The organism is Streptomyces sp. NPDC093600 (assembly GCF_044764755.1).
Lineage (GTDB): Bacteria > Actinomycetota > Actinomycetes > Streptomycetales > Streptomycetaceae > Streptomyces.
This window is the reverse complement of record NZ_JBIWIU010000001.1, coordinates 42,587-69,276: the sequence shown is the minus strand read 5'-3', so window position 1 is coordinate 69,276 and position 26,690 is coordinate 42,587. Positions and strand designations below refer to the sequence as shown.

The following is a 26,690-nucleotide window of genomic DNA, read 5'->3' as shown; positions in this document are numbered from 1 at the left end:
AACGCTCCGGGCACCCTGATTGGTGCCCGGGCTTACTTCTCGGTGGCGGAGGCGGGCTTCTTGGCGGCGGGCTTGCGGGCCGTGGTCTTGCGGCCGGGCTTGTCGTCCTCGGCCGCGACTCCGGCGGAGGCGTCGGCCTTGGCATCGTCGGCCGCGGCCTTGGCCTGGGGCTGGACCTTGGGCTCCGTGTCCGGCTCGACGGCGATGGCGATCTCGGTGATCTCCTCGGCGGCCTCACCGCGCCAGGCCCTGACGGCCTCCTCGCCGTGCGCGGCGACCTCCTCGTACTTCTCCCGCGCCTTGACCGCGTACTCGGCGGCGACACCGACTCCGCGCAGGGCCAGGTCCTGGGCGGTCTCGCCCAGCTTCTTCAGATCGGTGTCCAGGCTGCCCACGACCTCGGCGAACTTCGACTGAACGGTGACCTGGGCCTCCTTGGCCCGCTCCGAGACCTTCTCCTGCACGGCCTTGGGGTCGGTCTTGCGTACGGCCTCGATCCGGGCGGGCGCCTCGGCGGCGATCTGCTCGATCAGCCCGGGCACCTTCTTGGCCTGCTGGACGGCGAGGTCGGCGGTGCCGGCGGCGAAGTAGAGGGGGGTACGCAGTTCTTCGATGATGGCCATGGTGGTGGTCCTCCCGGATGTCACGTACTGGTTCGAGGGTCGTCGTGCGAGGGTGGTTCGGCATCGCTGTCGGGCTCGGCCGCGGCGGCCTCGGCCGCGTTCTCCTTGCGGAAGGAGTCGTAGATCTGGAGCAGCACCTGCTTCTGCCGCTCGTTGATCGAGGGATCGGCCAGTATGACGGCGCGCGTCTCCAGCTCCTCCCGCTCCTTCTCGTCGAGGATCCCGGCCCGGACGTACAGCGTCTCCGCGGAGATCCGCAGCGCCTTGGCGACCTGCTGCAGCACCTCGGCGCTGGGCTTGCGCAGTCCGCGCTCGATCTGGCTCAGGTACGGATTGGACACCCCGGCGGCATCGGCGAGCTGCCGCAGGGACAGCTGCGCGGTGCGCCGCTGCTCGCGGAGGTACTCGCCAAGATTGCCGACGTTGAGTGATGCCATGCTCCGACCCTGCCACCTCTTGCTAACTATTGCAAGCGCCTGCTTGCAATAGTGTCGCGTGTCACGGAGGCTCGGCAGGTGTGCCTGAGCACGCTAGTTGTCACCTGAGCAGGACAACTGTCACCGATCGGCTTGGCGGACTCCTGCGCGCTTGCGACTTTTCGAGATAGATGACACCGAGTCGTGCCGGCTGACACCGAGCACGTCCGCAGCCGGCCAGCGACAACCGACTCCGTCGTCGGAATGTGGTCGGGGCATGATTTCCGCTGTGCATGAGGACGAGAACGAGCGCGTGAGCGCGCGGTACACGCTGACCGAGACTGAGCACGGCCACGTTTGGGGCGTCTGCGCCGAGGCGGAGGGACTGTTCAGGGAATCTCAGCGCGGGATGTATGAGCTGTTCGGTTGGGTTCCGGAGGAATCCGGCGTACCCGCTTGGATCGGCAGCCGGGTGTGGCTGGTGCCGGACGACGAGGCACTCGACGCCTGGCTACTGGAGGACGCGGAGAGCTTGGGGAAACTGCCCGGGACGGACAGTCTGCTGCTCACCGGCATGGACGACTACGAAGGTCCGCCCGAGGGGTACAGAGGGCGCGTTCGTCTGCACGACGGGCACCGCTGGCTGGGCTCCTGCCGGGAATTCACCCGTGTCCTGTCGCCCGAGCAGGTGCCGCCCCCGCTGGTCCTACGGGGGCTCGCCCCGAGTGATCAGCTGAGAGCGGCGCTGATGAAGGGCACCCGGCGAGCGCTGGATCTGGAGGAGGCTGCTCTGGAGATACAGGACGGTGAAGGCGAGCTACTTACTGATCGGCTGCTGTGGGCCACCGTCATTGGCTGGCGCCCGTCCGCCTGCGGAGCAGACCTGATCGACCTGGAGCTCGACGGGGGCCGCTTCACACCCTTTCCCGAATACGCCCGGCCCATCTGGGAGCGGTGGCTCTCCGGGCCACCGGACGCCGTGAACGCCTGGGCCGGCCTCGATACCCGCCGCCGCGGGGCCTGGCATGACCTCGTCCGGGAGCGGGCCTGCCGGCGCACCCACCGTGACCGGCCAACCGGTCACCCCTACGAACTCGACGGCCGGCACATCACTGACGAACCAGCCCTCTACCTGGCACTCGGCGAGGCAATCAACGGGCCGGGAGGCTACTTCGGCGGCTGTCTCGCCGCCCTTGACGACTGCCTGCGCGGCACCTTCGGCTACACCGCCCCCGCGACCCTGCTTTGGCGAGACGCCGCGACCGCACGCGAGTACCTGTCCCACGCCCTGACACCGGATGGACAGCGTTACGACCTGTTCTCCGCAGTCCTTGAGTCCCTGGCCCAGGGTGGCATGGACGTCACCCTGGCATGAGCTCGCGCTGGCGGATCTTCGCGGCGAATACCACCCTGGACATGCTGACTTCTGACCTCGCGGTCCGTCGGGTTGGATGGCGTCGTGGCGAAACGACACAAGACGAAGAAGAAGCGGCCTCCCTTCGGTATACCGCGGGAGATCATCCTGCTGTCGGGGCAGGACGTGTGGCCCTACACGTTCATCGCCGACGATTCGGGTGGCGGATGCGGCAAGGTCGCGATGCCCACCGACACAGCCCTTGAGGACGTGCAGGCGGCGGTCTTCACGCCGCTGGCGGACCTCACCCGCACCTTCCACGGTGTCGAGATCGGCATCGTCTGGTCCCCCCTCACGCCAGACTCGTGGGTCGGGCGTATCAGTTCCATCACCACGGATCGGGCGGACTCTCAACAGATCTAGCGCCTACTGCGTGGCCAACCAGCGGGCGCTGACCTGATCAGATACTGAGAAGCTCGTTTCGCAGTCCGGGCAGGCTGCCGCACCGAAAACGTACGTCAGCGCGTTCGCGACCTCTCGTTGACCATCAGCGAGTGCAATGTCGTGGAGCCGTCGACCGATACCGTCCAGTGCTGCGGGATCCGCAGGGCGCAAGGGCCTCGTCTCCACATCATCCTCAGACAGCGCGTAGTCACCACTGGTGGAAAAGAATCCTCGCTCGCCGAGGACTATGAACAAGCTGGCTTCACAGTGGGGGCAGGAGACCTCGTACTCCTCGTTCGTAAGACCCCATGCCAAGTCTTCGCTCCAACCCAGTACGCCTTCGAAGCTCAATACAGCTTCCAAGAGGTACGCGTACTCGGTTCGATCGGAGGCCGATCGGAGGCGATTGTTCGCCACCGACAGCAGGGTCGCGATCTCGGCCGCGTACTCCAGGCGGACATCGCCAGCGTCGTGTGGCTGGCCAGCGCCTGCCACGATCGCACCGGCCAGGGTGAGGGCACTCACCGTCTGCCCTCGGTCGTCCCCGCCGGCTACTCCGACCAGCCAGGGCAATGCCGCGAAACTGGCTGAGTAGACGCTGCCCTGGTGACACAGCGCCGACCACAGATCGTTCCAGAGCTCGGTGTTCGGCTCCGATGCGATCCGATCCAGCAAAGCGGGTATGCCGCAGAGCCGTAGGCATGGCTCAGTTGCGACCAATCCGTCATGCGGAGATCCAATCACGCGGCTCCTGGCGACTGGCACGGATCAACCCACTGGCCCGGGACGGCTCCGGGAAACGCTCCCGGCCGCCCTTAGGAATCGGACCGCGGGCGATGATCTTGTGCATCGGAGCCATGTGGGCGACGTGGTTCGTGGCGACGATCCGCAGCGGGAACGAGATCCAGGCTTTGCGCCGGAGATAGAACGACAGGGCGTAGTCGACATCGCTGGCCTGGTGAATGAGCGGCAGCATTCGCTCGCGGGCCTGCTCTTCGTCGTCCGCGTCAAGGAGACGTTCGGCAATCCCGAGTACTGCCCCCATGAGCAGCGGGTCCAGCGGGGGGTCGGTGTAGGGGCGGGAGCTGCGCTTCTTCCCGGGGCTGCCCCGGAGGACTGTCGCACGGGCATGGCGTTGCTCGGCGTCGTGGTCGAGGGCTTCGGCGAGGGCTGCTGTTGCGGCGAAGGGCCGGGCCACCGGCCAGGACAGGAACACGAGACCGAGCAGGGCTCTGAGGTCGGCGAAGTAGTCGGCGGCGGGGATCAGCCAACCAACACACGGGGTCATCGCGGGGCCGACGGGATCGAGCAGATCCTGAAGCCGCTGCTGAAGGCCGAGCAGGTGTTCCAGCGTACGCACGTCGGGAAGTTCGCCGGAGAGCGCGCCGTCAGGTTCGGCGAGCTGGGCACCGCAGGCGGGTTGGAGGCGCCCGACGGTGCGTGGGGCGGTGGTTGTCCGGCACTGGGTGGGATGCAGTTCTTCGTCCCAGGGACGGGCGATGATGCTGTTCATCTCGACCGTGTGAACAGGTTGTTGGCAGGTGGGGCATCCGATTCGCAGCAGACGACGGTGCTTGGTGCAGGCGAAGACTGGTGGGAGGCGTCAGGAGCGTTGCCAGGATCCGCCGTGAAGTTGCTGGATCGGGGTCGCGCCATGCCAACAGTTATCCGGTATCCGATATCAGTGAAAGCTTGCTGAGGCACTGGCAGAACGCGCGGAGGCGACGCGCCGTGTAGAACAGCTGCGAGCGCGTGTCATCGACATGCGCGGTACCAGGAAGGCGAGACTCCCGCCGAGGACGCGGCTGAGCTGCTGGCTGAGGCCGGTGACGTGCTGGACGCTCTGGAAACATCGATCGCGGAGGCTGTCAGGATCTGAGGCCCCCCGCCGCAGGCCTGGATCGGGGACAGCGACCTCGCCACATTCCCGGAGGAGTTGGCCGGTCCGGGGGGTGGTGAAATTCGGTCGCGGTCGTCAGTACGCGCCCCTATGGTGGTCCGATGTCGTCGATCAAGCAGTTCCAAGTCACCTTCGACTGCGCGGAACCCGAGCGCCTCGCTCGGTTCTGGTGCGAGGTGTTGGGGTACGCCGTACCGCCGGCCCCCGAGGGGTTCGACACCTGGGACGAATTCAATCGTTCGCTGCCGCCTGAGCAGCGGGACTCGGCGTTCGCCTGCAGCGATCCCTCGGGGGTGGGCCCGCGCCTGTACTTCCAGCGCGTTCCCGAAGGCAAGGTCGTCAAGAATCGGGTCCATCTCTGTGTGCGGGCCGGCACCGGGCTCGTGGGGGAGGAGCGTCTCGCCACGCTTCAGGCCGAGTGCGCACGACTGGTCGCGCTCGGCGCGGTGTGCGAGCGGGTCATGCTCGCCGATGAGGAGAACGAGTCCTGCATCGTCATGCGGGACATCGAGGGCAACGAGTTCTGTCTCGACTGAGGGCCGGTGATCGAGGCGCGGGCGGGCGGTGGACCGAGCGGTCCCGGGTCCGCGCCGCGCGGGTCCCTGGCGTGCGATGCTGGTCGGGTGATGCTGGAGGACCTCGTACGGCTGCGGCGCGCCCGGGACACCATGGACCGCGACTACGCGAAGCCGCTGGACGTCCCGACGCTGGCCGCCGTCGCCCTCATGTCGCCCGGGCACTTCTCCCGCAGCTTCCGCGCCGCCTTCGGTGAGACGCCGTACAGCTATCTGATGACCCGCCGTGTCGAGCGCGCGAAAGCGCTGCTGCGGCGGGGTGACCTGAGCGTGACGGAGGTCTGCTTCGCCGTCGGCTGTACCTCGCTCGGGTCGTTCAGCTCGCGCTTCACCGAGCTCGTCGGCGAGACCCCGAGCGCCTACCGGGCCCGCCGTCACGAGGCCGGCGCCGCCATCCCCGCGTGTGTCGCCAAGGTGCTGACCCGACCGGTCAAGAACGTCAGGAACGGCACACCGGTCAGGATCGGAGAAGCGGAATCCGAGGCCCGGCCGTAGCGTCGAGGCATGGAAATCAAGCTCTCTCAGTGCTTCATCGCCGTCGACGACCATGACAAGGCGCTCGCCTTCTACCGTGACGCCCTCGGCCTGGAGGTCCGCAACGACGTCTCGTTCGAGGGGATGCGCTGGGTGACCATCGGTTCGCCCGCGCAGCCGGACGTGGAGATCGTCCTCGAACCGCCGCTCGCCGACCCCAACGCCTCCCCGGCCGACCGGCAGGCCATGTCCGAGCTCCTCGCCAAGGGCGTCCTGCGTGGGGTGATCTTCTCCACCGACGACTGCGACGCCACCTTCGAACGCATCCGGGCGGCCGGCGGCGAAGTACTCCAGGAGCCGGTCGACCAGCCCTACGGCGTCCGCGACTGCGCCTTCCGCGACCCGGCCGGCAACATGCTCAGGTTCGCCCAGCCCCGCACCACCTGACGACGCCCCCGGGGGCCAGCCCGGGGCCCGGGCGGGGACGCGGTTCAGTGGTGGGACAGCCAGGCGGCGAGAACCCCGAAGTCGGCGGTGGTCAGGCCGAGTCCGGGTTCCACGCGGTGGAGCAGGGCGGGGGCGGGGTGGTGTGCGGAGACCCAGGAGCGGTCGGCGTCGGTGATCTCGTCATCGACCCAGGCGAAGGGCCGCCCGGCCGCCCACGCGAGGAGGGGGCGGGTCTTCCAGTGGAGGCCGTACCACGCGTCCTCGGCGGACCGACCGACATCGGCGGACCACTCGTCGTCGGCGGACCGGCCGACATCCGCGGACCCGCCGGCGCCAGGGGCCAGTACAGGCAGCGCCGGCAGGCCGAGCCGAGGCGCGACCGTGGCGTTCGCCTCCGACATCCAGGTCGTGGCCCACACCAGCTCGCACGGCAGCGCCGCCAGGCGGGGGCCGTGCTCCGGGTCGATTCTGTTCAGAAGGGGGTGCGTGGCGTCGACCGGGCCGTACGTCGGATGGCCGCCCGGATGCCGGCGCGGCGGCGCGCCGAACGGGATCAGCGGCCCGTCGACGTCGAGGAACAGCAGCGGCCGTGGCGGCCCCGTGCCACCCCGCCCGCCCCCGTCCACGTCGTTTCGCGCAGGTCCCATACCCCCAGCCTGCCAGCGCCGCGCCCGGCAACCGACCGTGCCCCCCTCTCCCCGTACGGCGAGACAGCCGCCCCAGCCACTCCCCCGCCCGCCAGTCGTCCGCTTCCTGATAATCCGCTACGGATCGACCTTCGTTACCCTGGTGGACATGACGGCCATGGCACCCACGCGCACCGAACCGGACCTGTCCTTCCTCCTGGACCACACCAGCCACGTCCTGCGGACCCGGATGAGCGCGGCGCTCGGGGAGATCGGGCTCACCCCGCGCATGCACTGCGTCCTCGTCCACGCCCTGGAGGAAGAGCGGACGCAGGCCCAGCTCGCCGAGATCGGCGACATGGACAAGACCACGATGGTGGTGACCGTCGACGCCTTGGAGAAGGCCGGCCTGGCCGAACGCAGGCCGTCGAGCACCGACCGGCGGGCGCGGATCATCGCCGTGACCGAGAAGGGGGCGAAGGTCGCCCAGGAGAGCCAGAAGATCGTCGACCACGTCCACGAGAGCGCCCTCGACTCCCTCCCGGACCACGAGCGGGAGGTCCTGCTCCGCGCACTGAACCTGCTGGTCACAGGACACCTGGCGACGCCTGTCGAAGGCCCCCGGCCAGCCCGCCGGGCACGCCAGAAGGGGTGACACACACCAGCCCCCGCCACCTCGTTCCGTAAAAGATAGTCTGCAACAAAACTATCTGTTACGGTCTCTTCCGTTGCCCTCCCGACGACAGGAGAGACCGCCATGCCACCCACCGAAACCCCCTCGCGCTCCCGCCGCCTCGCCCTCGGCGTCCTGGCCACCGGAATGCTGATGACGATCCTCGACGGCAGCATCGTCACCGTCGCCATGCCGGCCATCCAGAGCGACCTCGGCTTCACTCCGGTCGGACTGAGCTGGGTCGTCAACGCCTACCTGATCGCCTTCGGCTCGCTGCTCCTCCTCGCCGGCCGGCTCGGCGATCTCATCGGCCGCAAGAGGATGTTCCTCGCGGGTACGGGAGTCTTCACGGCCGCCTCCCTCCTGGCCGGCGTCGCCACCTCCCCCGGCGTCCTGATCGCCGCCCGCTTCCTCCAGGGCGCCGGCAGCGCGATGGCCTCCGCCGTCAGCCTCGGCATCCTCGTCACGCTCTTCACCGCACCGCGCGAACGGGCCAAGGCGATCGCCGTGTTCAGCTTCACCGGAGCGGCCGGCGCCTCCCTCGGGCAGGTCCTCGGAGGTGTCCTCACCGACGCGCTCACCTGGAACTGGATCTTCTTCATCAACCTGCCGATCGGCGTCGCGGCCCTCCTCGCCGCCCTCCCCGCCCTGCCCGCCGACCGCGGCCTCGGCCTGAAGGCCGGAGGCGGCGCGGACGTCGTCGGCGCGCTGCTCGTCACCTCCGGCCTGATGCTCGGGATCTACGCGGTCGTCAAGATCGAGGAGTACGGCGCCGGTTCGGCCCACACCCTCGGCCTCGGCGGCCTCGCGCTCGCCCTCCTCGCGGGATTCGTCGTCCGCCAGGCCACCGCGAGGAACCCGCTCATGCCGCTGCGGATCTTCCGCTCGCGCAGCGTCCTGGGCGCCAACCTGGTCCAGATGCTGATGGTCGCCGCGCTGTTCTCGTTCCAGATCCTCGTCGCGCTCTACCTGCAGAAGGTGCTCGGTTACGGCGCCGCCGAGACCGGCCTCGCGATGCTGCCGGCCGCCGCCGTCATCGGTGCGGTGTCCCTCGGCGTCTCGGCCCGTCTCAACGCCCGCTTCGGCGAGCGCACCGTACTGCTGGCCGGCCTCGTCCTCCTCGTCGGCCTCCTCGGTCTGCTGACCCGGCTGCCCGTGAACGCCTCGCACGCCTCGTACGCCACCGACCTGCTGCCCGTCATGCTCCTCGCCGCCGGGTTCGGCCTCGCGCTGCCGGCCCTGACCTCGCTGGGCATGTCCGGCGCGAAGGAGGAGGACGCGGGGCTCGCCTCGGGTCTGTTCAACACCACCCAGCAGATCGGCATGGCCCTCGGCGTCGCGGTCCTCTCCACCCTGGCCGCCTTCCGCACCGAGTCCCTCACCGCCTCGGGCCGCCCCGCCGCCGAAGCCCTGACCGGGGGCTATCACCTGGCGTTCGCCGTCGGCACCGGACTCCTCCTCGCCGCCCTGGCCGTCGCCGCGACGGTCCTGCGCCGACCGCGCCCGGCCGCCGCTCCGCGGTACGCCTGAGGGCGGTTCCGGACGAGGGGACGGTGACGAGCTGAGCCTCTATCCGTGATCAACGATCCCGTACGCACAGCGAGTTCGATTGCCGCAAGGGGTGGGGATCCGCATGCCAACGCCGACCAACCGCGACGGAACCGGTGGCACCGGACCGCAGACCCGGTGGCGGAGCTCGCTCGCCGGGCTGCACGCGGAGGGCGGGCAGGTGACGGTCGCGGAGACCTCCCGCCGGAGCGACTACCTCCACGTCCTGGACGCCGCCACGGGTGACGAGGAGGACGACCGCGACTTCCGTGACGACATCGGGGACGCGGACGCGTTCGCCGCCCTAGCGGCGCCGCCGAGGGAGACGGGCAGGGGCTCGCTGTGGACGAGGTCCAGGCGGGAGACGGCCCGGGTGAGGACGACGTACAGGCGGTGGTGGCCGCGCGGTTCGGCCGCGACGATCGCGGCGGGCTCGGCCACCACCACGTGGTCGAACTCCAGCCCCTTCGCGAGCGTCGCGGGGATCAGCGTGACCCGCCCGTCGGCCTCGTCCAGGGTCCCGGCCAGTGCCCGCGCGAGAGGGGCGACCATCGGATCGGCGGCGATCACGCCGATCGCCCCCTGCCTGGTCAGTGCCTTGGCGACCGCTTCGACGACCCCTTCGACCAGGCTCTCCGTCGCGGTGCGGGTCACCTCGCCCCCGGCCCGCAGGGAGATGGTCGGTGCCACGTCCGCGCCGAGGGCGGGCAGCAGCCGGTTGGTGAGGTCGACGATCGCCTCCGGTACGCGGTAGCCGAGGGTCAGCGGCACCACCTCGGCGTCCGGCTCCCCCAGGTGGGCGAGTTGCTCGCGCCAAAGGCGGGCCGCCCACGGGGTGGTGCCCTGGGCCAGGTCGCCGAGCACGGTCAGTGAGCCGAACGCGACGCGGCGGGCGATCGCCCGGCACTGCATCGGCGACAGGTCCTGCGCCTCGTCGACGACGACATGGGCGTAGCCCTCGGGTCGCTCGATCAGCCCGGCCAGCTCGTCGAGGAGGACCAGGTCGGCGGCCGTCCACCGCGCCGAGCGGTACGAGCGGGGCGGCCGCGCCCACCGGATCGCCTCCCGCTCGTCCGGGGTCAGCGCCTCGTCGCGCGGGTCGGTGAGGACCCCGGCGAGCACCTCCTCGGGCGTCACCTTCGGCCAGCAGCCGTCCACGAACGCCGACACCGGCCGGGCCCGCTCGATCCTGCGCGCCCACGCCCGGCCGAGGGGCCCGGCCCGCCGCTCGGCCTGGAGCCGGAGGGCCCGGACGACCCGGTCGCGGACCCGGTCGCGCCCGGTCGCGTACGGCGGCGCCTCCTCCCGTACCGCCGTGACGATCCTCGCCAGTTCGTCCGCCGTGAGCCGCCAGTGGTACGAGCCGTCGGGGACCGTCAACGGCCCGGCGGGGGCGGTGTCGACCCGGGCGTACAGGGCCGTGCGCAGCACCCGCGCCATCCGGGCGTCGTGCTTGACCAGCGCCGCCGCCTCGCCGTCCTCGGCGCGCACCTCGTGCCGGGCGATCTCCTCGTCGACCGTCGACTGCCGGATTCCGCTCTCGCCGAGCGCCGGCAGCACCTCGGAGATGTACGAGAGGAAGGTCCGGTTGGGGCCGAGGACGAGGAGACCGGAGCGGCGGACGCGCTGCGGGTGGGTGTAGAGGAGGAACGCGGCCCGGTGCAGGCCGACGGCGGTCTTGCCGGTGCCGGGGGCGCCCTGGACGCAGAGGGAGACGGCGGGCCCCGACCGTACGAGGTCGTCCTGTTCGGGCTGCAGGGTGGCGGCGATGTCGCGCATGGGGCCGGTCCGGGGGCGCTCGATCTCCCGGGTGACGATCTCGCCTGCGGTGCCGGGCCCGGAGCGGAGGTACTCGTCCTCCAGGCCGGTCAGATCGGCCGAGTCGCCCTGGCTGTACGGGGCCCAGCCGAAGCGGCGCCGCCGGACCACGCCCTGGGGGTCGTGGGCGCCGGCCTGGTAGTAGGCGCGCGAGACGGGGGCGCGCCAGTCGATGACGAGGGGAGGGGAGGCGGGGTCCTCGGCGATGCGGCGGCGGCCGATGTGAAGGGTCTGGCCGTCCTCGCGGTCGAGGCGCCCGAAGAACAGGGGGCCCGGCGGCTGTTCGCCGAACGCCTTGGCGCGGCTGCGGAGATGGTAGCCGAGGGCTTCGGCGTCGGCACCGGAGGCGGCGACGTCCTCGCCGGTGACGACCTGCTCGGCCACGTCCTCGGCCATCCGGGCCAGGGCGGCGCGGCAGGCGTCGTGATGGGCGCGTTCGCGGGCGAGTTCGAGGACGGGTTCAGGGTCGCGTTCGAGGACGGGTTCAGCGGCGAGTTCGATGTCCGGGGCGAAGGCCGGCTCACGCTTCGGCTCATGGTCGGGTGACGTCATTCCGACAAGCATAGAGGAATAACGTTACCCAGTTACATTATTGCCCGAGTCGCTAAAGCGGCAGTCCGTCCCGCAGCCTCCTGAACGCCAGCTCCGCCGCCGCGACGGCCTCCGGGTGCACCGCGTCGGCGCTCTCGCCCGCCGCCATCCGGCGGGCGTTCTCCTCCGCGAGGACGCGCAGGACGGCGACGATCTGCGCGGCGGCGAGGCGGGCCGGCAGGGGCTCGCCGCCGAGCGCCCGCGCGAGCGCCGCCTCCGACCGGGCCTGGTAGCCGTGGAGCCGGGCGACCAGCGCCGGGGTGCCGTAGAGGAACCGCTGGAAGGCGAGGACATCGGGGTCGTCGCAGAGCCCCGTCACCGGGTCGCGGCGGTCGAGCCCCCGCAGGAAGTGCGCGCGCAGGGCGTCGAGCGGCCCGGCGCCCGCGGGGCGCTCGGTGACGACCCGGGCGGCCTCGTCCTCGTGGTCGGCGAACCGGTGGAGGGCCAGGTCCTCCTTGGCCGGGAAGTAGCGGAAGAGGGTCGGCTTGGAGACCTCGGCGGCGGCCGCGACCTCGGCGACGGAGACGGCGTCGAAGCCCTTCTCCAGGAAGAGGGCGATGGCGGTGTCGGAGAGGAGCTGCCGGGTCTGCCGCTTCTTGCGCTCGCGAAGCCCGCTCACCCCTTCCCCGCCTCCCCGTCCGCCATGACCGCCCGCCCGCCCGCCATGACCGCGACGCCGTCCACCAGGACCGCCACACCGTCGAGGACCCGCGCGAGACCGAAGCGGAACTCGACGTCCGGCTCGTCCGCCTCGTCCAGCACCCCGGAGTCGAGCATCCGGGCCACCGCCGGGAAGCGGGCCGGGTCGGCGAGCCGGCGCAGGGTGTGGCTGTAGCGGGCCATGACGACGGTCGGCTCCTCGCCGCTCGCGCCGATCGCGGCGGCGAGGTCGGCGTTCATCAGGGCGTCGCTCTTGACGAATCCGGCCACCAGCAGGACCACGGAGATCTTGGCGCCCTCGTCGAGGCCGGTGCGGCCGAGGGCGACCATGGCCTTCTCCCACCAGGCGACCGTGTTCGGCGTCGCGGGCGGGCCGGAGACGGGCACCCGGACCATCCAGAGGTTGCGGTGGTAGACCTCGCGCATCGCCCAGGACCACGCCTCCATCGCCTCGCGCCAGCCCGCGTCGGGCGGGAACAGCTCGGGCGGGGCGCCCGTGGCCCTGTCCTGCATGAGTACGTACAGCTCGCTCTTGGCGCCCACATAGCGGTAGAGCGACATGGGGGAGACGCCGAGCTCCTTGGCGATCCGCCCCATGGAGACGGCGTCGAGCCCCTCCGCCGCGGCGAGGCGTACGGCCGTGTCGACGATTCCGTCGAGGGTGAGGCCCGGCTTGGGCCCCTTGGCGGGCCGCTCCCGCAGCCCCCAGGCGGCCTCGATGCTCGGCGGCAGGAACGTCCCGCCACCGCCCTTGTCCTCCGCCATGAGCCGCCGCCTCCACATCTCGCGCTTGACGGCCATCCTAGTAATGCGTAACCCTTACACAGTACCGCGTAGGGCATACGCAGTAAGAGGTCCGAGCTCAAGGAGCCGCCATGCGACCCACCACAGAAGCCACCACCCGGGCCACCACCCCGCCCGGCCGAGGGGCCACCACCCCAGCCGCTGCCACTACCGACCGCGCCAGCGGCGAAAGCGCCGTCGAAGCCGTCGGCCTGCGCAAGACCTACGGGACCCTGCCGGTCCTCGACTCGCTCGACCTCCGCGTCGAACGCGGCACCGTCTTCGCCCTCCTCGGCCCCAACGGCGCGGGCAAGACCACCACCGTCCGCGTCCTCACCACCCTCACCCGGCCCGACGCCGGGCACGCGCGCGTGGCCGGGTACGACGTCGTCGCCCACCGCTCGAAGGTCCGCCGGTCCATCAGCCTCACCGGCCAGTTCGCCGCCGTCGACGACACGCAGACCGGCTACGAGAACCTGCGGATGGCGGCCCGCCTCTCCGGCCTGTCCCGCCGGGCCGCCGACCGGCGCGCCACCGAACTCCTGGAACGCTTCGCCCTCGCCGAGGCCGGCCGCCGCCTGGCCAAGACGTACTCCGGAGGCATGCGCCGCCGCCTCGACCTCGCCGCGGGACTCGTCCGCGACGCGGAGGTGATCTTCCTGGACGAGCCCACCACCGGCCTCGACCCCCGCAGCCGCCAGGAGCTCTGGCAGACCGTCCGCGAGCTGTCGGCCGGCGGCACGACCGTCTTCCTCACCACCCAGTACCTGGAGGAGGCCGACCGGCTCGCCGGCCACATCGCCGTCATGGACTCCGGCCGGATCGTCGCCGAGGGCACCGCCGACGCGCTCAAGTCACGCGTCGCCGGCCACCGCCTCGACCTCGTCCTCGCCGACGAGCGCGCCTACCTCCGGCTCTCCGGCCGGGCGGTCCACCACTCCCCCGAGACCCTCACGCTCGGCGTCCCCACCGACGGCAGCGCCGCCCACGTCCGGGCGCTCCTCGACGAACTCGACCCGGAGCGGACGGACGTCACGCGCTTCACCCTGCACACCGCGACCCTCGACGACGTCTTCCTGACCCTCACCGCACGCGCCCCCGAGGAGCCCGCCCATGTCTGACGCGCTCACCGTGACCGGCACCCTGACCGGCCGCGCCATCCGTCTCAGCCGCCGCAACCCGGACGCCGTCATCACCTCGATGATGCTTCCCGTCATGCTGATGCTGATCTTCGTCTACTTCTTCGGCGGAGCCATCGACACCGGTACGCGCTACGTCACGTACGTCGTCCCCGGCGTCCTCCTCCTCTGCGCCGGCTTCGGCTCGGCGAGCACCGCCGTGTCCGTCAGCGAGGACATGAAGGGCGGCATCATCGACCGGTTCCGGTCCCTCGACATCGGCGGTACGCCGATCCTCGCCGGCCACGTCGGCGCCAGCGTGGCCCGCAACCTCCTCGCCACCACGCTGGTCTTCGGCGTCGCCTTCCTGATCGGCTTCCGGCCGTCGGCCACCCCCGCCGGCTGGCTCGCCGCCCTCGGGCTGCTCCTCGCCTTCATCACGGCCGTCTCCTGGCTGTCGGCGGCGGCCGGACTCCTCGCCAGAACACCCGAGGCGGCGGGCGGGTTCACCTTCTTCATGATGTTCCTGCCGTACCCGAGCAGCGCGTTCGTACCGATCGAGACCATGCCCGACTGGCTCCACGGCTTCGCCCGGCACCAGCCGGTGACGCCGGTGATCGAGTCCCTGCGCGGTCTGCTGCTCGACCAGCCCGTCGGCAACACGCCCTGGATCGCGCTCGCCTGGTGCGCGGGCCTGCTCGCGCTCGCGGTCGCCGCGTCGGGAAGCCTCTTCCGGCTGCGTACGAAGTGACCCCCGGCGGCGGGACAGCCCTGGCCAGGGACGACTCAGAAGATGTCCGGGCACCAGGGCCGGCGCGGGGCCCGCAGCAAAACGTCCGCGAGGGCGGCGGCGCCCGGGGTGAGCTCCTCGACCCGGCCCAGGGCCGCGAGCCGTACCACCGATTCGTCACCGAGCGACAGCGTGCCCAACTCCGCGATGTCGAGGGCGAGATCGGCCGACCCGGTGGTACGGGAGCAGGCGGCGCCCTCCGGGGAGGCGTCGAGCCGGTAGCGGCCGCCCGCCAGTCCGTCGGCGTCGCGCAGATCGAGGACCAGACTGCCGGAGGCGCCGTACGTACGGCCCTCCAGGACCTTGGCGACGTCCAGGACCCGGACCCACAGCATGTCGGCGTGCGTGGTGACGCGGGCGGCCCGGGGGTCGGGGAGCAGCAGCGGGAGGAGGTCGTCGGGGGCGCGGTGGCCGGACTTGACGGCGGTGACCCAGTCGATCGAGCAGAGGAAGTGCCACAGCGCGCGCTCGGCGGCCGGGGTGGCGGCGATCAGATCGCGGACGGTGGCCGTGTTCAGGGGCTGCTTGCCGTCCTCCCACTTGTCGTCGCAGGTGTAGGCGGCGTAGCCCTGAGGGTTGCCGTCCTCGTCGCGGTAGACGGCGTAGAACGGTTCGACCCACGGATGGCTCTGGTAGGCGAGGCCGGTGCCGACGTCCCAGCCGCGGGCTTCCCGGCCGACGATGCCCGCGCGGACGGCGGCGAGCCGGCGGTGCAGGTCGGGACCGATCTTGCGGATCTCCTCGCCGTCGGTGAAGTCGATCCGGCCCCCGTCCCCCGGGCGGCCGGAGCGGCGCGGATCGAGACCGGCGCGGCGGACGTCGACGGTCCACTCGGTGGTCCAGGTGGCGGGTCCGAAGCCGTACCGGCCGTAGATCGGGTACTCGGCGGCGATGAGGGTCGCGACCGCGTCGCCGCGCTCCTTGGCGGCGGCGAGATCGGTCGCCATCATGCGGCTGAGCAGGCCGCGCCGGCGGTGGGTCGCGGCGACGGTGACCGCCGAGACGGCGTCGGCGACGAGCGTGCCGCCGCCCACCGCGCTCAACTCCTGCGTGAACGAGCGGAAGGTGGCGACGACCCGGCCCTGGTCGAAGACGCCCAGAACACGCGAGAGGTCGACGTGCGGCAGCCGGTCGGCGACCTCCTCGTCCGCCACGACCGGCGGTCGCAGGAAGCCGGAGTGAACCGCCCGCAGCCATTCGGGATACTCGGACTCGACGACCGTACGCACCTCAAGGCTCATCCCACGAGGCTATGCGGGGGCCCGTCGGGCTCGCATCCCGGTTTTGACGGCGGCGCTCCCCGGGACCTGGAGGGTGCTCCCGGGACCTGGAGGTGGCCCCTGTCAGGTGGGCGGGCCGGACCCGTCAGGTCAGCAGGTCGTCCACCTGCGCCTCGCCCTCGCGGTAGCGTCGGGCGATCTCCGCGCTGCAGTCGTCCGCGGTCCGCTGGAGCTGCTGCCGCCGCCGCGACACCTGCTGCTCATAGCCGGCCAGACGCCCCATCGCCTGGTGGAGCTCCTCGTCCGTGCGCGCCGAGAGGTCCGACAGCTCGACCTCCGACAGCATCTCCGTCGCCAGCCGGCGGTACTCCTCGCTCCGCGGTGTCGACAGCGTCACATGCCGCGCCGATGTCCTCAGCCGCGAGGGCGCGTCCGCGAGGATCTCCGAGAGCCGGTCCAGGACCGGCGCCTCCGGGTCCGTACGCCGGGCCAGTTCGGCCCGGAGGATGTCGATCCGGCCCTGCAGCATCCGCCGCACATAGCTCAGGTCCGCCTCGTCGCCCTGCGCGTCACGGCGCAGCGCGCGCAGCTCCGGCAGCCGCAGCCCGGCGATGTCCGGCTGTGGACTCTCCGGCAGCGCCGGAGCGGCCGTCCGCTGCAGCGGTGGACGTGCGGCCCCGCCGATCCGGATCAGCGGTACGGGACCGGACGGCGACTGTCCGGCGCCATGTGCACTCATGTGAATCGTCCCCTCGACCGGTGCGGAGCCGCACCGCCTGACACGCATGGTGCCACTCCCGCACGTGTGTGTGCAGGAGCACTGCACCCGTTCGGCCCCAGGCGCGTCGGTCGGTAGGTTGGTCCGTATGCGTGCGGTGGTGCAGAGAGTGGACGGCGCGAAGGTCGTCGTGGCGGGCGAGACGGTCGGCGAGATCGTCGGCGAGGGACTGTGTGTGCTGGTGGGAGTCACCCACGAGGACACGCCGGAGAAGGCCGCCCAGTTGGCCCGAAAGCTGTGGTCCGTCCGCATTCTGGAGGGAGAGAAATCCTGTTCGGACGTGAATGCGCCCTTGCTGGTGATTTCTCAGTTCACCCTCTACGGGGACGCGCGGAAGGGCCGCAGGCCCACCTGGAACGCCGCCGCGCCCGGCCCGGTGGCCGAACCGCTCGTGGACGAGGTGGTGGCGCGGCTGCGCGCCCTGGGCGCGCGGGTGGAAACGGGCCGGTTCGGAGCGGACATGCGCGTGTCGCTCACGAATCACGGCCCGTTCACGGTCCTGATCGAGGTCTGAGAGCTCCGAGAGATCCGAACCCCGCCGGGCCCTACGGCAGGCCGCCGGGCCCTACGGCTCCACGACCGTCTCCTGCGCCGCCGCCGTATCCCCGGCGAGGAGCTCCGCGTCGACCGGCACGTTCCGCTTCACCATCGCCAGCGCGATCGGGCCCAGCTCGTGGTGGCGGCCCGAGGTGGTGATGAAGCCCAGCTGCCGGCCGTCGGCGCCGTCCGAGGCGAGCCGGATCGGGGTACCGGGGCCGGGCAGATACACCTCGCTGCCGTCCAGGTGCAGGAAGACGAGCCGCCGCGGCGGCTTCCCCAGGTTGTGGACGCGGGCCACCGTCTCCTGCCCGCGGTAGCAGCCCTTCTGCAGATGGACCGCGCTGCCGATCCAGCCCAGCTCGTGCGGGATGGTCCGGTGGTCGGTCTCGAAGCCGAGCCGCGGCCGGTGCGCCTCGATCCGCAGCGCCTCGTACGCCAGGATCCCGGCGGCCGGCCCGTGCGCCGCCGCGAAGGACTCGAGCTCGGTCCGGGGCAGGAACAGGTCACGGCCGTGCGGGGTCTCCCGTACGACCACTCCCTCCGGCACCTCGGCGATGGACCCGGCCGGCAGGTGGACGACCGCGAACTCCTCCGTGCGGTCGGCGACCTCGACCCGGTAGAAGAACTTCATCGACTCCAGATAGGCGATGAGCTCGCCCTGCGTGCCGGGCTCGACATGCGCCCAGACCGTCTCGCCGTCGTCGACGAGGTAGAGCGCGTGCTCGATGTGGCCGTTGGCCGAGAGGATCAGCGCCTCGGTGGCCCGGCCGGGCGGCAGCTCCGCCACGTGCTGGGTCAGGAGCAGGTGCAGCCAGCTCAGCCGGTCGTCCCCGGTGACGGTGACGATGCCGCGGTGCGAGAGGTCGACGAAGCCGGAGCCGCCGGCGAGGGACCGCTGCTCGCGGAAGAGGTCGCCGTAGTGCGCGGCGACGCCTTCGTCCCGCCCTTCGGCGGGCACGGCGCCGGGCAGGGACAGCAGGGGGCTGTGCGGAGAAAGTCGCTGCATGGAACCAGACTACGACCGCGTACCGCTGTCCTTGTTCGAACAGTCCGCACAGCGGCCGAAGATCGCGAAATGCTTCATGTCCGTCTCGAAGCCGAACGTCTCGCGGAGCTTGCCGGTGAACTCGGCGGCGATGTCGACATCCGCCTCGATGACCTCCGTGCAGTCCCGGCACACCAGATGCAGATGGTGGTGCCGGTCGGCGAGGTGGTACGTGGGGGCGCCGTGGCCCAGATGGGCGTGGCTGACAAGGCCCAGCTCCTCCAGGAGCTCCAGCGTCCGGTAGACGGTGGAGATGTTCACGCCGGAGGCGGTCTTGCGGACCTCGCCGAGGATGTCGTCGGGCGTCGCGTGTTCGAGCGTGTCGACGGCCTCCAGGACAAGCTGGCGCTGGGGCGTCAGCCGGTAGCCGCGCTGCCGCAGGTCGCTCTTCCAGTCGGTGCTCACCACGCCCCCCAGTGTAGGAGGGCGTGGCGCGATACCGGGGCCCGCGTGCGGGCGCGACCGACGGGCCGGGGCCTACTTGAAGAAGGCGATGCCGTCGTCCGGCAGGTCACCGAGGCCGCGCGCCATCTCCGCGACCTCCTCGGGCGTGACGACCTTCTTCAGGTGCGCCGACATGTAGGGCCGCAGCGGGACCTCGGGGGTGGACTTCTCGCCGACCCACATCAGGTCGCCCTTGACGTAGCCGTAGAGCCGCTTGCCACCGCTGTACGCGCCGGAGGCTGCGGTACGCGCGACGGCGTCGGTCACGAGGTCGATCTGCGGCTTCTGGTGGGCGAGCTCGCCGTACCAGATCTCCACGATGCCCTGGTCACGGACCATGACGATCTCGACCTTGCGGTCCTTGTCGATCCGCCAGTAGCCGCTCTCGCTCTCCAACGGGCGGAGCTGGTTGCCGTCGTTGTCCAGGACCCAGGAGTGGGAGCGGTACTCGATGAAGTCCCGGCCGTCGTGGCTGAACGTCACGGACTGGCCGAAGTTGCACTTCTCGGCGCCGGGGAAGTCGGAGACGCCCGCGCCTTCCCACGTCCCGAGGAGGAACGCGAGGGGGACGAGGTCCGGGTTGAGGTCGGACGGGATCTCGATCATGAGTGGCTCTGTCGATCTGTAGGGGTGATTAGCGCTGGCCCTGGTACAGCTTCTTCACGGCCAGACCGGTGAAGGCGAGCACGCCGACGCAGACCAGGACCAGCAGGGCTTCGAAGAAGATGATCACAGGGTGCTCCTCGAATGAGCGGTGAAGGCAGAACGGGCCGGAACCCAGCTTAATGGGCTGGGGTCCGGCGCCGTCTGTGAGGTGTGTCCAGGAGGTGTCCAGCGGCGTCAGCCGAGGAGCTGCTGCTGCAGCACGACCGTCTGGTGGAACGGTACGGCCGGCGCGCCGCCCTTGCGGTCCTGGCGGACCAGCGCGAGCGTGTCACCGGCCTGGATGTAGCTCCAGCGCGTCTGCTGGGGGCCGTGCGGCTCACCCTCGGTGAAGACGTACGCGGTGGTGTCCATGACAGGCCCCGGGCTGTCCCACTCCGTGTCCAGGACGCCCGCCCCCACGCCGTCGGGCATCACCTCGGAGGTGGAGCCGACCTCCAGGGTGTCGTCCTTGAACGTCTCCGAGAAGGCCACCGAGTTGAACTGGAGGAGGAAGACCCGGGTCGTGGTGCCGTCGGGCATCGTCCAGGCGCGAGCGGCGATGTGACGCAGGGCGGAGTCGGCCAGCGTCTCCTTCAGCTCCGTCCGGTCGTCCTCGTTGTACAGCGCGAGGTACTGGTCCACGCCGACCCAGCCGCCGTCGAGCTCGGGGTCGGCCTTGGCACCCGCCGGGGCGGGCAGCAGCAGCTTGCGCAGGTCGGCGTGGTGGATCTCGCCGTCGTTGCCGTCCGTGAACGGGCGCGGGGTGTCGGCCGGCAGCGCCGGGAGGCTGAGCCGGGGGTACTCCCAGCGGCCGTCGCTCTCGGTGGCGAGGCCGGGAACGTCGGTGCGCTCCATGGCGGTGATCCCGAACGCCGTACCGGCCCCCAGCCCGCCGCACACGAGCACGGCGGCGCCCCAGCGGGCGACGGCCCACAGGAGCGGACGCCGGGAGGCCCTGGGCGCGGGAGCGGCCTCGGGCGTCCCGGGGGCGGCGGCCTGGGGGGTCTCCGCGGCGTCGACCTCGGGCGCTGCGGCCTCGGGCGCTGCGGCTTCCTCGGACGTCTCGGGGGTCGCCGGAGTGGGCGCCTCCGCCGGAGCCGTGTCCTCCGCGCGCACCTTCGTGTCCGCCGGCGAATCGGCCTGCTGCTCGGTCATACGTACTCCCCCGGAGACTTGATGTGGTCGAGCTGCTTCTTCACCAGCGCGGCCACCGCGGACCTGTCGAAGGGCTTGGCGCCCGCGGCGGTCACGGCGACCAGGTTCTCGGAGTCGTACGCGATGCAGATCATGCCGTCCAGCCGCTCGGCCTTCTCCTTCTTGTCCAGGGCCTTGGGCTCCGGCATCACATAGCAGGCCGAGTTCTTGTGTCCGTCGACCTTCGGCCCCTTGGGGAACTCAAGGAGCTCGGCGACGGTCTTCCGGAGCTTGAACATCTCCCTGACCTGCTTCTTGTCCTTCATCCGCATGACGCTGACGTCCACCACGAGGTCGTTCTCGTCGGAGACGAAGGAGCGGACCGCGACCCCCTGGACGCCGAGCTTGTCGACCTCCTTCTCGTACTCGCGGCGCTTCTTGCCGGAGAGGCCCTTGCCCTCGCGCTTGACCAGGGCGGCCGCCTCCTTTCCGCCCAGCTCGCCGTCGTTCCCGTACGTCTCGACGTCCGGGCCGAGCGCGTAGCCCTCCGGCACCGGCAGCAGGAGCTTGCTGAGCGGCGTGGACGCCTTGCCCCGCACGATGCCGGCCGCCGGGTCATTGTCCTCTGTGGCCTCCGGCTCCGGCCCCCACACCACGGTCGGTGCGGTGCGGTCCGCGGCGGCGACCGTGACGCCGGTGTACGTGGCACCGCCGCCGATCACGCCCAGGACGAGCACGGCGGGCAGGACGACCGTCCACAGCCTGCGCCCGCGCCCGGGCGCCTTCGGCTCGTCGGCGGGAACGGTGGCGGCGAACACGTCGCCGGTCGCCGTGGTCGCGTCGGTGGTCGCGTCGCCGGTCGCGTCGGTCACGGTCTTCTGGTCCTCGTTCACAGACGCCCCAGCTGTCGCTCGGCCAACGAAGCGATGTCCTTCTTGGAGATCTTCTTCGTGTCGAAGATGAAGACTCCGACCATGATGTCGCCGCGGTGGAAGTACGCCCGGGCCTCGTAGAAGTCCTCGTAGCCCGCTTCCTTGTGGACCGGGAGGAGGTAGTAGCGGCCGTTGGTCGAGCCCTTGAGCTCGTCACCCTCGCTACCGGCCTGGTCCTCGTCGGGCATGTACTCCATCTGATCCTCGGCGTGCTCCTGCGCACCGAGTCCATCGCCGGACCGGTACTGAACCAGGTGGATCTCGATCGTCCGGTACTGACCCGTCTTCCACGACGTGGTCGCGATCCGCCGGATCCCGCTCCCGAGCTGATAGGTCAGCGCCCTGCCGGGGTGGTCGAACTCACTCGCGTACTCCGGTACGGACATCCAGCCGTCGTCGTCCGCGAACTCCGCCTTCTTCGCACCCGCCGGCTTGGGGAGCAGCAGCTTGCGCAGATCCCCCGCCGCCTTGGCGCCGCGGTCCTGCGAGGCGGGCAACGGCGCAGGCGCCTGCGCCTTCGGGAGCGGCTTCGGGTAGCTGAGACCGGGCTGGCTCAGCGCGGTCGGCGGCGTCGGCTCACGGTCGGCCTGGATGCCGTAGCCCACCGCCGTACCGCCGACGATACCGAGGACGGCGGCGACGGCGATCAACGCGGCGGTACGGCCGGCACGCCGGCGTACGGGCGGGTGCTCGGCAACCGGCGTCGGCGCCGATTCCGGATATCGACCCATTTCTTCGCTTTGCAAAAGTCCCCCCACGAGACCTGAAGCGCAGATTCCGTAACCCGCGCACCCAACTGACAGGTGAGTCATGCATGGGGTTGCACCGGATCGCATTACAGTTCGGTATATGGCGAAGAAGCTCGTGATCAAGGTGACCGCCGGGGCCGACGCCCCCGAACGCTGCTCCCAGGCCTTCACTGTGGCCGCCGTCGCCGTGGCCAGTGGGGTCGAGGTCTCGCTCTGGCTGACGGGCGAGTCGTCGTGGTTCGCCCTCCCGGGGCGGGCGGCCGAGTTCGAGCTGCCGCACGCGGCGCCCCTGCCGGATCTGGTCGACTCGATCCTGGCGGCCGGCCGGATCACGCTCTGCACGCAGTGCGCGGCGCGCCGCGAGATCACGGAGAAGGACGTCCTGGAGGGCGTACGGATCGCCGGCGCGCAGGTCTTCGTCCAGGAGGCGATGGCGGACGGCGCCCAGGCGCTCGTCTACTGACGTCTGCTGACGTCTGCGGGCGGGGGCTACGGACGGCGCTTCTTGCCGTCGAGCTCGTCCCACCACTCGTCGGACTTCGGGTCGCCCGACGGATCGTCCCACCACCGGTCGTCGGGCCCCCGCCGGTTCGCGACCACCGCGGCGACCGGCGGGATGAGCATGGCGGCGACGCACATCCCGATGGCGGCCGGCATCGACCAGAGCCGTACCACGGCCCAGGCCCCCACGAAGAGCACCAGGCACACGCCCATCATCCAGAAGTAGGCATGCCGCCGCCGCGCGTACATACCTTCAGCGTACGACCGAAGGGCCGCGCCTCAAGTCCTGGAATGGCGTCCAACCCCCCAGGAGGCACGGCCCTTCGGCCGGTTCGGTGTCGCGATGACGCTCGCGCGTCAGACCGCGATGGCGACCTCGGCGAGGCCGCCGTGCTGTGCCACGACCTGGCGGTCGGCGGTGCCGCCGGGGACCAGGGCGCGGACGGTCCAGGTGCCCTCGGCCGCGTAGAAGCGGAACTGGCCGGTGGCGGAGGTCGGGACCTCGGCCGTGAACTCGCCGGTCGAGTCCAGGAGGCGGACGTAACCGGTGACGGGCTGGCCGTCCTTGGTCACGAAGCCCTGGATGGTGGTCTCACCGGGCTTGATCGTCGAGGCGTCGGGCCCGCCGGGCTGCGCTCCACACATGTTGAAAATCCTTACGGTCGAGGGGTCCGGAGAAGGGGAGGTCCGGGGAGGTCCGGGGCTTACTTGTTCGCGCCGAGCTCGATCGGCACGCCGACGAGGGAGCCGTACTCGGTCCAGGAGCCGTCGTAGTTCTTGACGTTCTCGACGCCGAGCAGCTCGTGCAGCACGAACCAGGTCAGCGCGGAGCGCTCACCGATGCGGCAGTAGGCGATGGTGTCCTTCGCCAGGTCGACCCGCTCGTCCTCGTAGAGGGCCTTGAGCTCGTCGTCCGACTTGAAGGTGCCGTCGTCGTTGGCGTTCTTCGACCACGGGATGTTGCGGGCGCTCGGCACGTGGCCGGGGCGCTGGGACTGCTCCTGCGGGAGGTGCGCCGGGGCGAGCAGCTTGCCGGAGAACTCGTCGGGCGAGCGGACGTCGACCAGGTTCTGGGCGCCGATCGCGGCCACGACGTCGTCGCGGAAGGCGCGGATCGAGGTGTCCTGGGGCTTGGCCTTGTACTCGGTGGCCGGGCGGGTCGGGACCTCCGCGACGAGGTCGCGGGAGTCGAGCTCCCACTTCTTGCGGCCGCCGTCGAGGAGCTTCACGTCCTGGTGGCCGTAGAGCTTGAAGTACCAGTAGGCGTAGGAGGCGAACCAGTTGTTGTTGCCGCCGTAGAGGACCACCGTGGTGTCGTTCGCGATGCCCTTGGCCGAGAGGAGCTTCTCGAAGCCCTCCTGGTCGATGAAGTCGCGGCGGACCGGGTCCTGCAGGTCCTTGGTCCAGTCGATCCGGATCGCGTTGCGGATGTGGTTCTTCTCGTACGCCGAGGTGTCCTCGTCGACCTCGACGATCGCGACCTGCGGGTTGTCGAGGTTCGCCTCGACCCAGTCAGCGTCTACCAGGACGTCGCTGCGGCTCATGCTGTTTCTCCTCCGGGGCAGTGTTCGGCGGTGTGGCGCAAGGTGGTGCGGGTACGCGGCATCGCTGGGCGTACGGCTACACACGGGCCCCCGACCGTGACGGTCGGCGGGCCTGAAGGAATGCGGGCTCGGGCGTCCCGCTCAGACCGAGCGACAGAGCATGGCGGCGACGCGGCACAGGTCTACTGCCCGCCGCTTCGTGAGATCCGCCTGTCGCTTCATGGCCCCGATCGTAGGGACGGACAGGCGGCCGTGTCACCGGTGTGTCATATTTTGAGACGCGATCGTCCGAAGTGTGGGATGAGATCGCGCAGCGCGGCCGCTCCGGGCGGATCGGCGCCCACGTCCGGGCGCTCTTCATCTACGCCTCGGACAGCCCCGTCTCAGCATGTGGAGGAGGAGTGGGAGAGGGTGAGCGGAGTAGGGCGTCAGCCCGCCAGGGCCACGTTCCTGCCGGTGACCCCGATGGCCACGCCGTCCTCGCGGGCCTCGACCTTCTCCAGCATCATGCCCGTCGGCAGGCCGCCGATCTCCCAGTCGAAGTCGGTGCGCTGCCGCACCAGCCGCTCGACGCCGGGGATGCCCTCGCCGGGCACCTCGTCGGCCCGGACCCGGACCGTGGCGTCGTCCTTCCGGGTCACGGTCGAGAGCACGCTGCGGGTGACCTCGCGGCCCAGGACCTCGACGGCGCCGGTGACCTTGACCTTGCCGTCGCCGCCGTAGGCGACGGTCACATCGCGGTCGGAGGCGGCGGCGAGGTCGGCGTAGGAGACGAGCGCCGTTCCCGTGGCGGTCCCGGCGCGCGCGCTCGTGTAGTCGCCGCTCAGCGTCACGTCGTGGAACGCGGCGGACATCTCGCTGATCCGGATCTTCCTGCCGCCGGCCGTCGCCTCGACGCCGGTCAGCTTCACGTCGACCTCGTCCAGGCGCTCGTCCATGATCTGCGTCAGGAAGGGGAAGCCCTTGATGTCGACCTCGGTCGAGCCCGTCCTGGCGGCTCCGAGCCGGACCCGGTCGGCGGCTTCCGATTCGGCGTAGGCAACGGCGAGCCGGTCCAGGCCGACGAAGAGCCCGCCCAGTACGACGGCCACGATCAGCGATACGCGCAGTGCCCTCATGACCCGTGCATCCCCCAAAAATCTCCGGCCCCCCGACACCTTGATCGACGTGTCGGGGGGCCGGTTGGTTCCCGGGCGCGGTGCGGCGGGCGTCACGCCAGGGCGCGGCCGAGCAGGTAGACGGCGGGCGCGGCGACGGCCAGCGGCAGCGCGACGCCTGCCGTCATGTGGACGAAGCGGGACGGGTAGTCGTAGCTGGCGACCCGCAGTCCGACCAGCGCGCAGACCCCGGCCACCAGGCCCAGGAGCGCCCCGGAGGCGCCGAGGCCGGTGAACGGTCCGGCCGCGATCCCGGCGCCCGCGGCGGCGAGCAGCGCCACGACGACGGAGGCCGGGCCCGGCAGCGGCAGGGCGCGGGCGAGGACGGCGGCGGCGACCGCGAGCCCGCCGGCGGTCACGGCCGCGGGCTCCGCGCCGAGGTGGCCGGTGGCCACGATCGTCAGGGCGGCGGAGGCGACGGTGGCCATCAGGCCGTACATGCGCTCGTCCGGGTCGGCGTGGCTGCGGAGCTGGAGGACGAGGGTGAGCAGCACCCAGACGCCGAGCGTGCCGATGACGGCGGCGGGGGCGTTCTCCCGCCCGGCGGCGAGCAGCACGGCGTCGGCGGTGAGGCCGCCGGCGAAGGCGAGGGCGATGCCCTGCCGGGCCGGCCACATGCCGTTGAGCCGGAACCAGCCGGCGGCGGTGACGGCTTGGAGCAGGACGAGCGGGACAAGCAGTCCGTACGGCCCGACGGCCGCGCCTCCGGCGAGCAGCAGGCCGAGGACGGCGGTGAGCACGGCCGGCCGCATGCCGGGCTCGATGACGGGCGAGCGTCCCTCGGCCCGCGCCCGCTGGGCGGCGGTGAGGCGGGTGCCGCCAACGGTGGTGGGCGCGGAGTACTCCGGCGCGGGGCCCGCGGCGGGCTCCACGAGAGGCTCGTGGGCGGCGGGGGCGGGAGCCGCGGGCTGGTAGGCGGAAGGGTCGTACGCGGCCGGCGTGTGCGGCGACTGGTACGCCGTGTCGTACGGCACGGGCTGAGCGGGCTGCTGGACCACCGGCTGGTACTGGGTGTCCCAGGTCTGGCCCTCCCACGTCTGGGTGACGTTCGGGTCCTGCTGTCCGTACTGCTGCTGCTCGTACCGCTGCGGCGCGTACGGGTCGTACGGGTCGTACGGGTCGTACGGGTCGTACGGATGCTGCTGATCGCTGCTCATGCTG

General features: G+C 71.1%; 32 protein-coding genes and 2 pseudogenes. 12 read left to right on the top strand and 22 right to left on the bottom strand.

The features are described 5' to 3' along the window. Positions 1-32: 32 nt before the first annotated feature. Positions 33-623, bottom strand: a complete 591-nt coding sequence (locus tag ACIRB4_RS00385) for a hypothetical protein (RefSeq protein ID WP_403287554.1) — start codon at positions 621-623, stop codon at positions 33-35. 20 nt (positions 624-643) lie between these two features. After that, complete coding sequence (locus tag ACIRB4_RS00380) at positions 644-1,060, bottom strand: helix-turn-helix domain-containing protein (RefSeq protein ID WP_403287553.1); 417 nt, start codon at positions 1,058-1,060, stop codon at positions 644-646. A gap of 256 nt (positions 1,061-1,316) precedes the next feature. Here ACIRB4_RS00380 and ACIRB4_RS00375 point away from each other — a divergent pair, with 256 nt between their 5' ends. Beyond that, on the top strand, positions 1,317-2,414 hold the full coding sequence (locus ACIRB4_RS00375; RefSeq protein ID WP_403287552.1) for a barstar family protein: 1,098 nt from the start codon (positions 1,317-1,319) through the stop codon (positions 2,412-2,414). A gap of 84 nt (positions 2,415-2,498) precedes the next feature. After that, complete coding sequence (locus ACIRB4_RS00370; RefSeq protein ID WP_403287551.1) at positions 2,499-2,816, top strand: hypothetical protein; 318 nt, start codon at positions 2,499-2,501, stop codon at positions 2,814-2,816. A 3-nt stretch (positions 2,817-2,819) separates the two neighbouring features. Here the strand turns inward: ACIRB4_RS00370 and ACIRB4_RS00365 are convergent, their stop codons facing one another. Both ACIRB4_RS00365 and ACIRB4_RS00360 read right to left on the bottom strand, forming a co-directional pair. After that, positions 2,820-3,512 (bottom strand): hypothetical protein, encoded by a 693-nt coding sequence (locus tag ACIRB4_RS00365; RefSeq protein WP_403287550.1) that lies wholly within the window; start codon positions 3,510-3,512, stop codon positions 2,820-2,822. Positions 3,513-3,561: 49 nt separating this feature from the next. Further along, complete coding sequence (locus tag ACIRB4_RS00360; RefSeq protein WP_403287549.1) at positions 3,562-4,350, bottom strand: hypothetical protein; 789 nt, start codon at positions 4,348-4,350, stop codon at positions 3,562-3,564. A gap of 190 nt (positions 4,351-4,540) precedes the next feature. Here ACIRB4_RS00360 and ACIRB4_RS00355 point away from each other — a divergent pair. From ACIRB4_RS00355 to ACIRB4_RS00340, 4 genes and pseudogenes are all read left to right on the top strand, one after another. Beyond that, positions 4,541-4,705 (top strand): annotated as a pseudogene (locus ACIRB4_RS00355) (hypothetical protein); the annotation flags it as partial. Between the two features lie 133 nt (positions 4,706-4,838). Further along, positions 4,839-5,273: a VOC family protein gene (locus tag ACIRB4_RS00350; RefSeq protein ID WP_403287548.1), complete on the top strand. Its 435-nt coding sequence runs from the start codon at positions 4,839-4,841 to the stop codon at positions 5,271-5,273. Positions 5,274-5,360: 87 nt separating this feature from the next. Beyond that, a complete protein-coding gene (locus tag ACIRB4_RS00345; protein ID WP_403287547.1) occupies positions 5,361-5,807 on the top strand; it encodes a helix-turn-helix domain-containing protein in 447 nt (148 codons plus the stop codon). A 9-nt stretch (positions 5,808-5,816) separates the two neighbouring features. After that, positions 5,817-6,233: a VOC family protein gene (locus tag ACIRB4_RS00340; RefSeq protein ID WP_403287546.1), complete on the top strand. Its 417-nt coding sequence runs from the start codon at positions 5,817-5,819 to the stop codon at positions 6,231-6,233. Positions 6,234-6,277: 44 nt separating this feature from the next. Here the strand turns inward: ACIRB4_RS00340 and ACIRB4_RS00335 are convergent, their stop codons facing one another. Next, a complete protein-coding gene (locus ACIRB4_RS00335; protein ID WP_403287545.1) occupies positions 6,278-6,880 on the bottom strand; it encodes an HAD domain-containing protein in 603 nt (200 codons plus the stop codon). Between the two features lie 148 nt (positions 6,881-7,028). Here ACIRB4_RS00335 and ACIRB4_RS00330 point away from each other — a divergent pair, with 148 nt between their 5' ends. Further along, on the top strand, positions 7,029-7,514 hold the full coding sequence (locus ACIRB4_RS00330) for a MarR family winged helix-turn-helix transcriptional regulator (RefSeq protein ID WP_403287544.1): 486 nt from the start codon (positions 7,029-7,031) through the stop codon (positions 7,512-7,514). 102 nt (positions 7,515-7,616) lie between these two features. Beyond that, positions 7,617-9,062: an MFS transporter gene (locus ACIRB4_RS00325; protein WP_403287543.1), complete on the top strand. Its 1,446-nt coding sequence runs from the start codon at positions 7,617-7,619 to the stop codon at positions 9,060-9,062. Between the two features lie 231 nt (positions 9,063-9,293). Here the strand turns inward: ACIRB4_RS00325 and ACIRB4_RS00320 are convergent, their stop codons facing one another. Genes ACIRB4_RS00320 through ACIRB4_RS00310 form a run of 3 tightly spaced genes read right to left on the bottom strand, consistent with a single transcriptional unit; the run spans position 9,294 to position 12,950 of the window. Further along, the gene (locus ACIRB4_RS00320) at positions 9,294-11,450 is read right to left on the bottom strand and encodes a HelD family protein (protein ID WP_403287541.1); all 2,157 of its coding nucleotides are present in this window, start codon (positions 11,448-11,450) and stop codon (positions 9,294-9,296) included. 52 nt (positions 11,451-11,502) lie between these two features. Continuing rightward, a complete protein-coding gene (locus tag ACIRB4_RS00315; RefSeq protein WP_403287540.1) occupies positions 11,503-12,108 on the bottom strand; it encodes a TetR/AcrR family transcriptional regulator in 606 nt (201 codons plus the stop codon). After that, the gene (locus ACIRB4_RS00310) at positions 12,105-12,950 is read right to left on the bottom strand and encodes a TetR/AcrR family transcriptional regulator (RefSeq protein ID WP_403287538.1); all 846 of its coding nucleotides are present in this window, start codon (positions 12,948-12,950) and stop codon (positions 12,105-12,107) included. The genes ACIRB4_RS00315 and ACIRB4_RS00310 overlap by 4 nt, the downstream gene beginning before the upstream one ends. Before the next feature lie 74 nt (positions 12,951-13,024). Between ACIRB4_RS00310 and ACIRB4_RS00305 the strand changes: the two genes are divergently transcribed. Together ACIRB4_RS00305 and ACIRB4_RS00300 are read left to right on the top strand one after the other, a co-directional pair. Then, positions 13,025-14,053 (top strand): ATP-binding cassette domain-containing protein, encoded by a 1,029-nt coding sequence (locus ACIRB4_RS00305; protein ID WP_403287537.1) that lies wholly within the window; start codon positions 13,025-13,027, stop codon positions 14,051-14,053. Next, positions 14,046-14,801 (top strand): ABC transporter permease, encoded by a 756-nt coding sequence (locus ACIRB4_RS00300; protein WP_403287536.1) that lies wholly within the window; start codon positions 14,046-14,048, stop codon positions 14,799-14,801. The genes ACIRB4_RS00305 and ACIRB4_RS00300 overlap by 8 nt, the downstream gene beginning before the upstream one ends. Before the next feature lie 35 nt (positions 14,802-14,836). Here the strand turns inward: ACIRB4_RS00300 and ACIRB4_RS00295 are convergent, their stop codons facing one another. Continuing rightward, positions 14,837-16,081, bottom strand: a complete 1,245-nt coding sequence (locus ACIRB4_RS00295) for a GNAT family N-acetyltransferase (RefSeq protein ID WP_403287535.1) — start codon at positions 16,079-16,081, stop codon at positions 14,837-14,839. Between the two features lie 124 nt (positions 16,082-16,205). Further along, positions 16,206-16,799 (bottom strand): ABC transporter substrate-binding protein, encoded by a 594-nt coding sequence (locus tag ACIRB4_RS00290; RefSeq protein WP_403287534.1) that lies wholly within the window; start codon positions 16,797-16,799, stop codon positions 16,206-16,208. Between the two features lie 127 nt (positions 16,800-16,926). Here ACIRB4_RS00290 and dtd point away from each other — a divergent pair, with 127 nt between their 5' ends. Then, positions 16,927-17,352 (top strand): D-aminoacyl-tRNA deacylase, encoded by a 426-nt coding sequence (gene dtd / locus ACIRB4_RS00285; RefSeq protein ID WP_403287532.1) that lies wholly within the window; start codon positions 16,927-16,929, stop codon positions 17,350-17,352. Positions 17,353-17,403: 51 nt separating this feature from the next. On the opposite strand, the gene ACIRB4_RS00280 is transcribed toward dtd, so the two are convergent. From ACIRB4_RS00280 to ACIRB4_RS00255, 6 genes are all read right to left on the bottom strand, one after another. Next, positions 17,404-18,384, bottom strand: a complete 981-nt coding sequence (locus ACIRB4_RS00280) for a YgfZ/GcvT domain-containing protein (RefSeq protein WP_403287531.1) — start codon at positions 18,382-18,384, stop codon at positions 17,404-17,406. A 9-nt stretch (positions 18,385-18,393) separates the two neighbouring features. Continuing rightward, a complete protein-coding gene (locus ACIRB4_RS00275; protein WP_356891821.1) occupies positions 18,394-18,831 on the bottom strand; it encodes a transcriptional repressor in 438 nt (145 codons plus the stop codon). A gap of 69 nt (positions 18,832-18,900) precedes the next feature. After that, positions 18,901-19,473: an FABP family protein gene (locus tag ACIRB4_RS00270; protein ID WP_403287530.1), complete on the bottom strand. Its 573-nt coding sequence runs from the start codon at positions 19,471-19,473 to the stop codon at positions 18,901-18,903. Positions 19,474-19,707: 234 nt separating this feature from the next. Then, complete coding sequence (locus ACIRB4_RS00265) at positions 19,708-20,667, bottom strand: hypothetical protein (RefSeq protein ID WP_403287529.1); 960 nt, start codon at positions 20,665-20,667, stop codon at positions 19,708-19,710. Next, positions 20,664-21,518: a hypothetical protein gene (locus tag ACIRB4_RS00260; protein ID WP_403287528.1), complete on the bottom strand. Its 855-nt coding sequence runs from the start codon at positions 21,516-21,518 to the stop codon at positions 20,664-20,666. The genes ACIRB4_RS00265 and ACIRB4_RS00260 overlap by 4 nt, the downstream gene beginning before the upstream one ends. Before the next feature lie 17 nt (positions 21,519-21,535). Beyond that, positions 21,536-22,309: a hypothetical protein gene (locus ACIRB4_RS00255; protein WP_403287527.1), complete on the bottom strand. Its 774-nt coding sequence runs from the start codon at positions 22,307-22,309 to the stop codon at positions 21,536-21,538. A gap of 118 nt (positions 22,310-22,427) precedes the next feature. On the opposite strand from ACIRB4_RS00255, the gene ACIRB4_RS00250 reads away from it, so the two are divergent. Further along, positions 22,428-22,790: a DsrE family protein gene (locus tag ACIRB4_RS00250; RefSeq protein WP_356891811.1), complete on the top strand. Its 363-nt coding sequence runs from the start codon at positions 22,428-22,430 to the stop codon at positions 22,788-22,790. Positions 22,791-22,816: 26 nt separating this feature from the next. On the opposite strand, the pseudogene ACIRB4_RS00245 reads toward ACIRB4_RS00250, so the two are convergent. The 6 genes and pseudogenes from ACIRB4_RS00245 to ACIRB4_RS00220 form a co-directional block, all read right to left on the bottom strand. Further along, positions 22,817-23,107 (bottom strand): annotated as a pseudogene (locus tag ACIRB4_RS00245) (DUF3099 domain-containing protein); the annotation flags it as partial. 78 nt (positions 23,108-23,185) lie between these two features. Further along, on the bottom strand, positions 23,186-23,473 hold the full coding sequence (locus ACIRB4_RS00240; RefSeq protein ID WP_015035121.1) for a DUF1416 domain-containing protein: 288 nt from the start codon (positions 23,471-23,473) through the stop codon (positions 23,186-23,188). 59 nt (positions 23,474-23,532) lie between these two features. After that, entirely contained in the window at positions 23,533-24,372 is an 840-nt protein-coding gene (locus ACIRB4_RS00235) for a sulfurtransferase (RefSeq protein WP_403287526.1), read from the bottom strand. 141 nt (positions 24,373-24,513) lie between these two features. Further along, positions 24,514-24,594 (bottom strand): putative leader peptide, encoded by an 81-nt coding sequence (locus ACIRB4_RS00230; RefSeq protein ID WP_350497993.1) that lies wholly within the window; start codon positions 24,592-24,594, stop codon positions 24,514-24,516. Between the two features lie 206 nt (positions 24,595-24,800). Continuing rightward, on the bottom strand, positions 24,801-25,490 hold the full coding sequence (locus ACIRB4_RS00225; RefSeq protein ID WP_403287525.1) for a DUF2993 domain-containing protein: 690 nt from the start codon (positions 25,488-25,490) through the stop codon (positions 24,801-24,803). Positions 25,491-25,582: 92 nt separating this feature from the next. Then, entirely contained in the window at positions 25,583-26,686 is a 1,104-nt protein-coding gene (locus ACIRB4_RS00220) for a hypothetical protein (RefSeq protein WP_403287524.1), read from the bottom strand. Between the last annotated feature and the right edge of the window lie 4 nt (positions 26,687-26,690).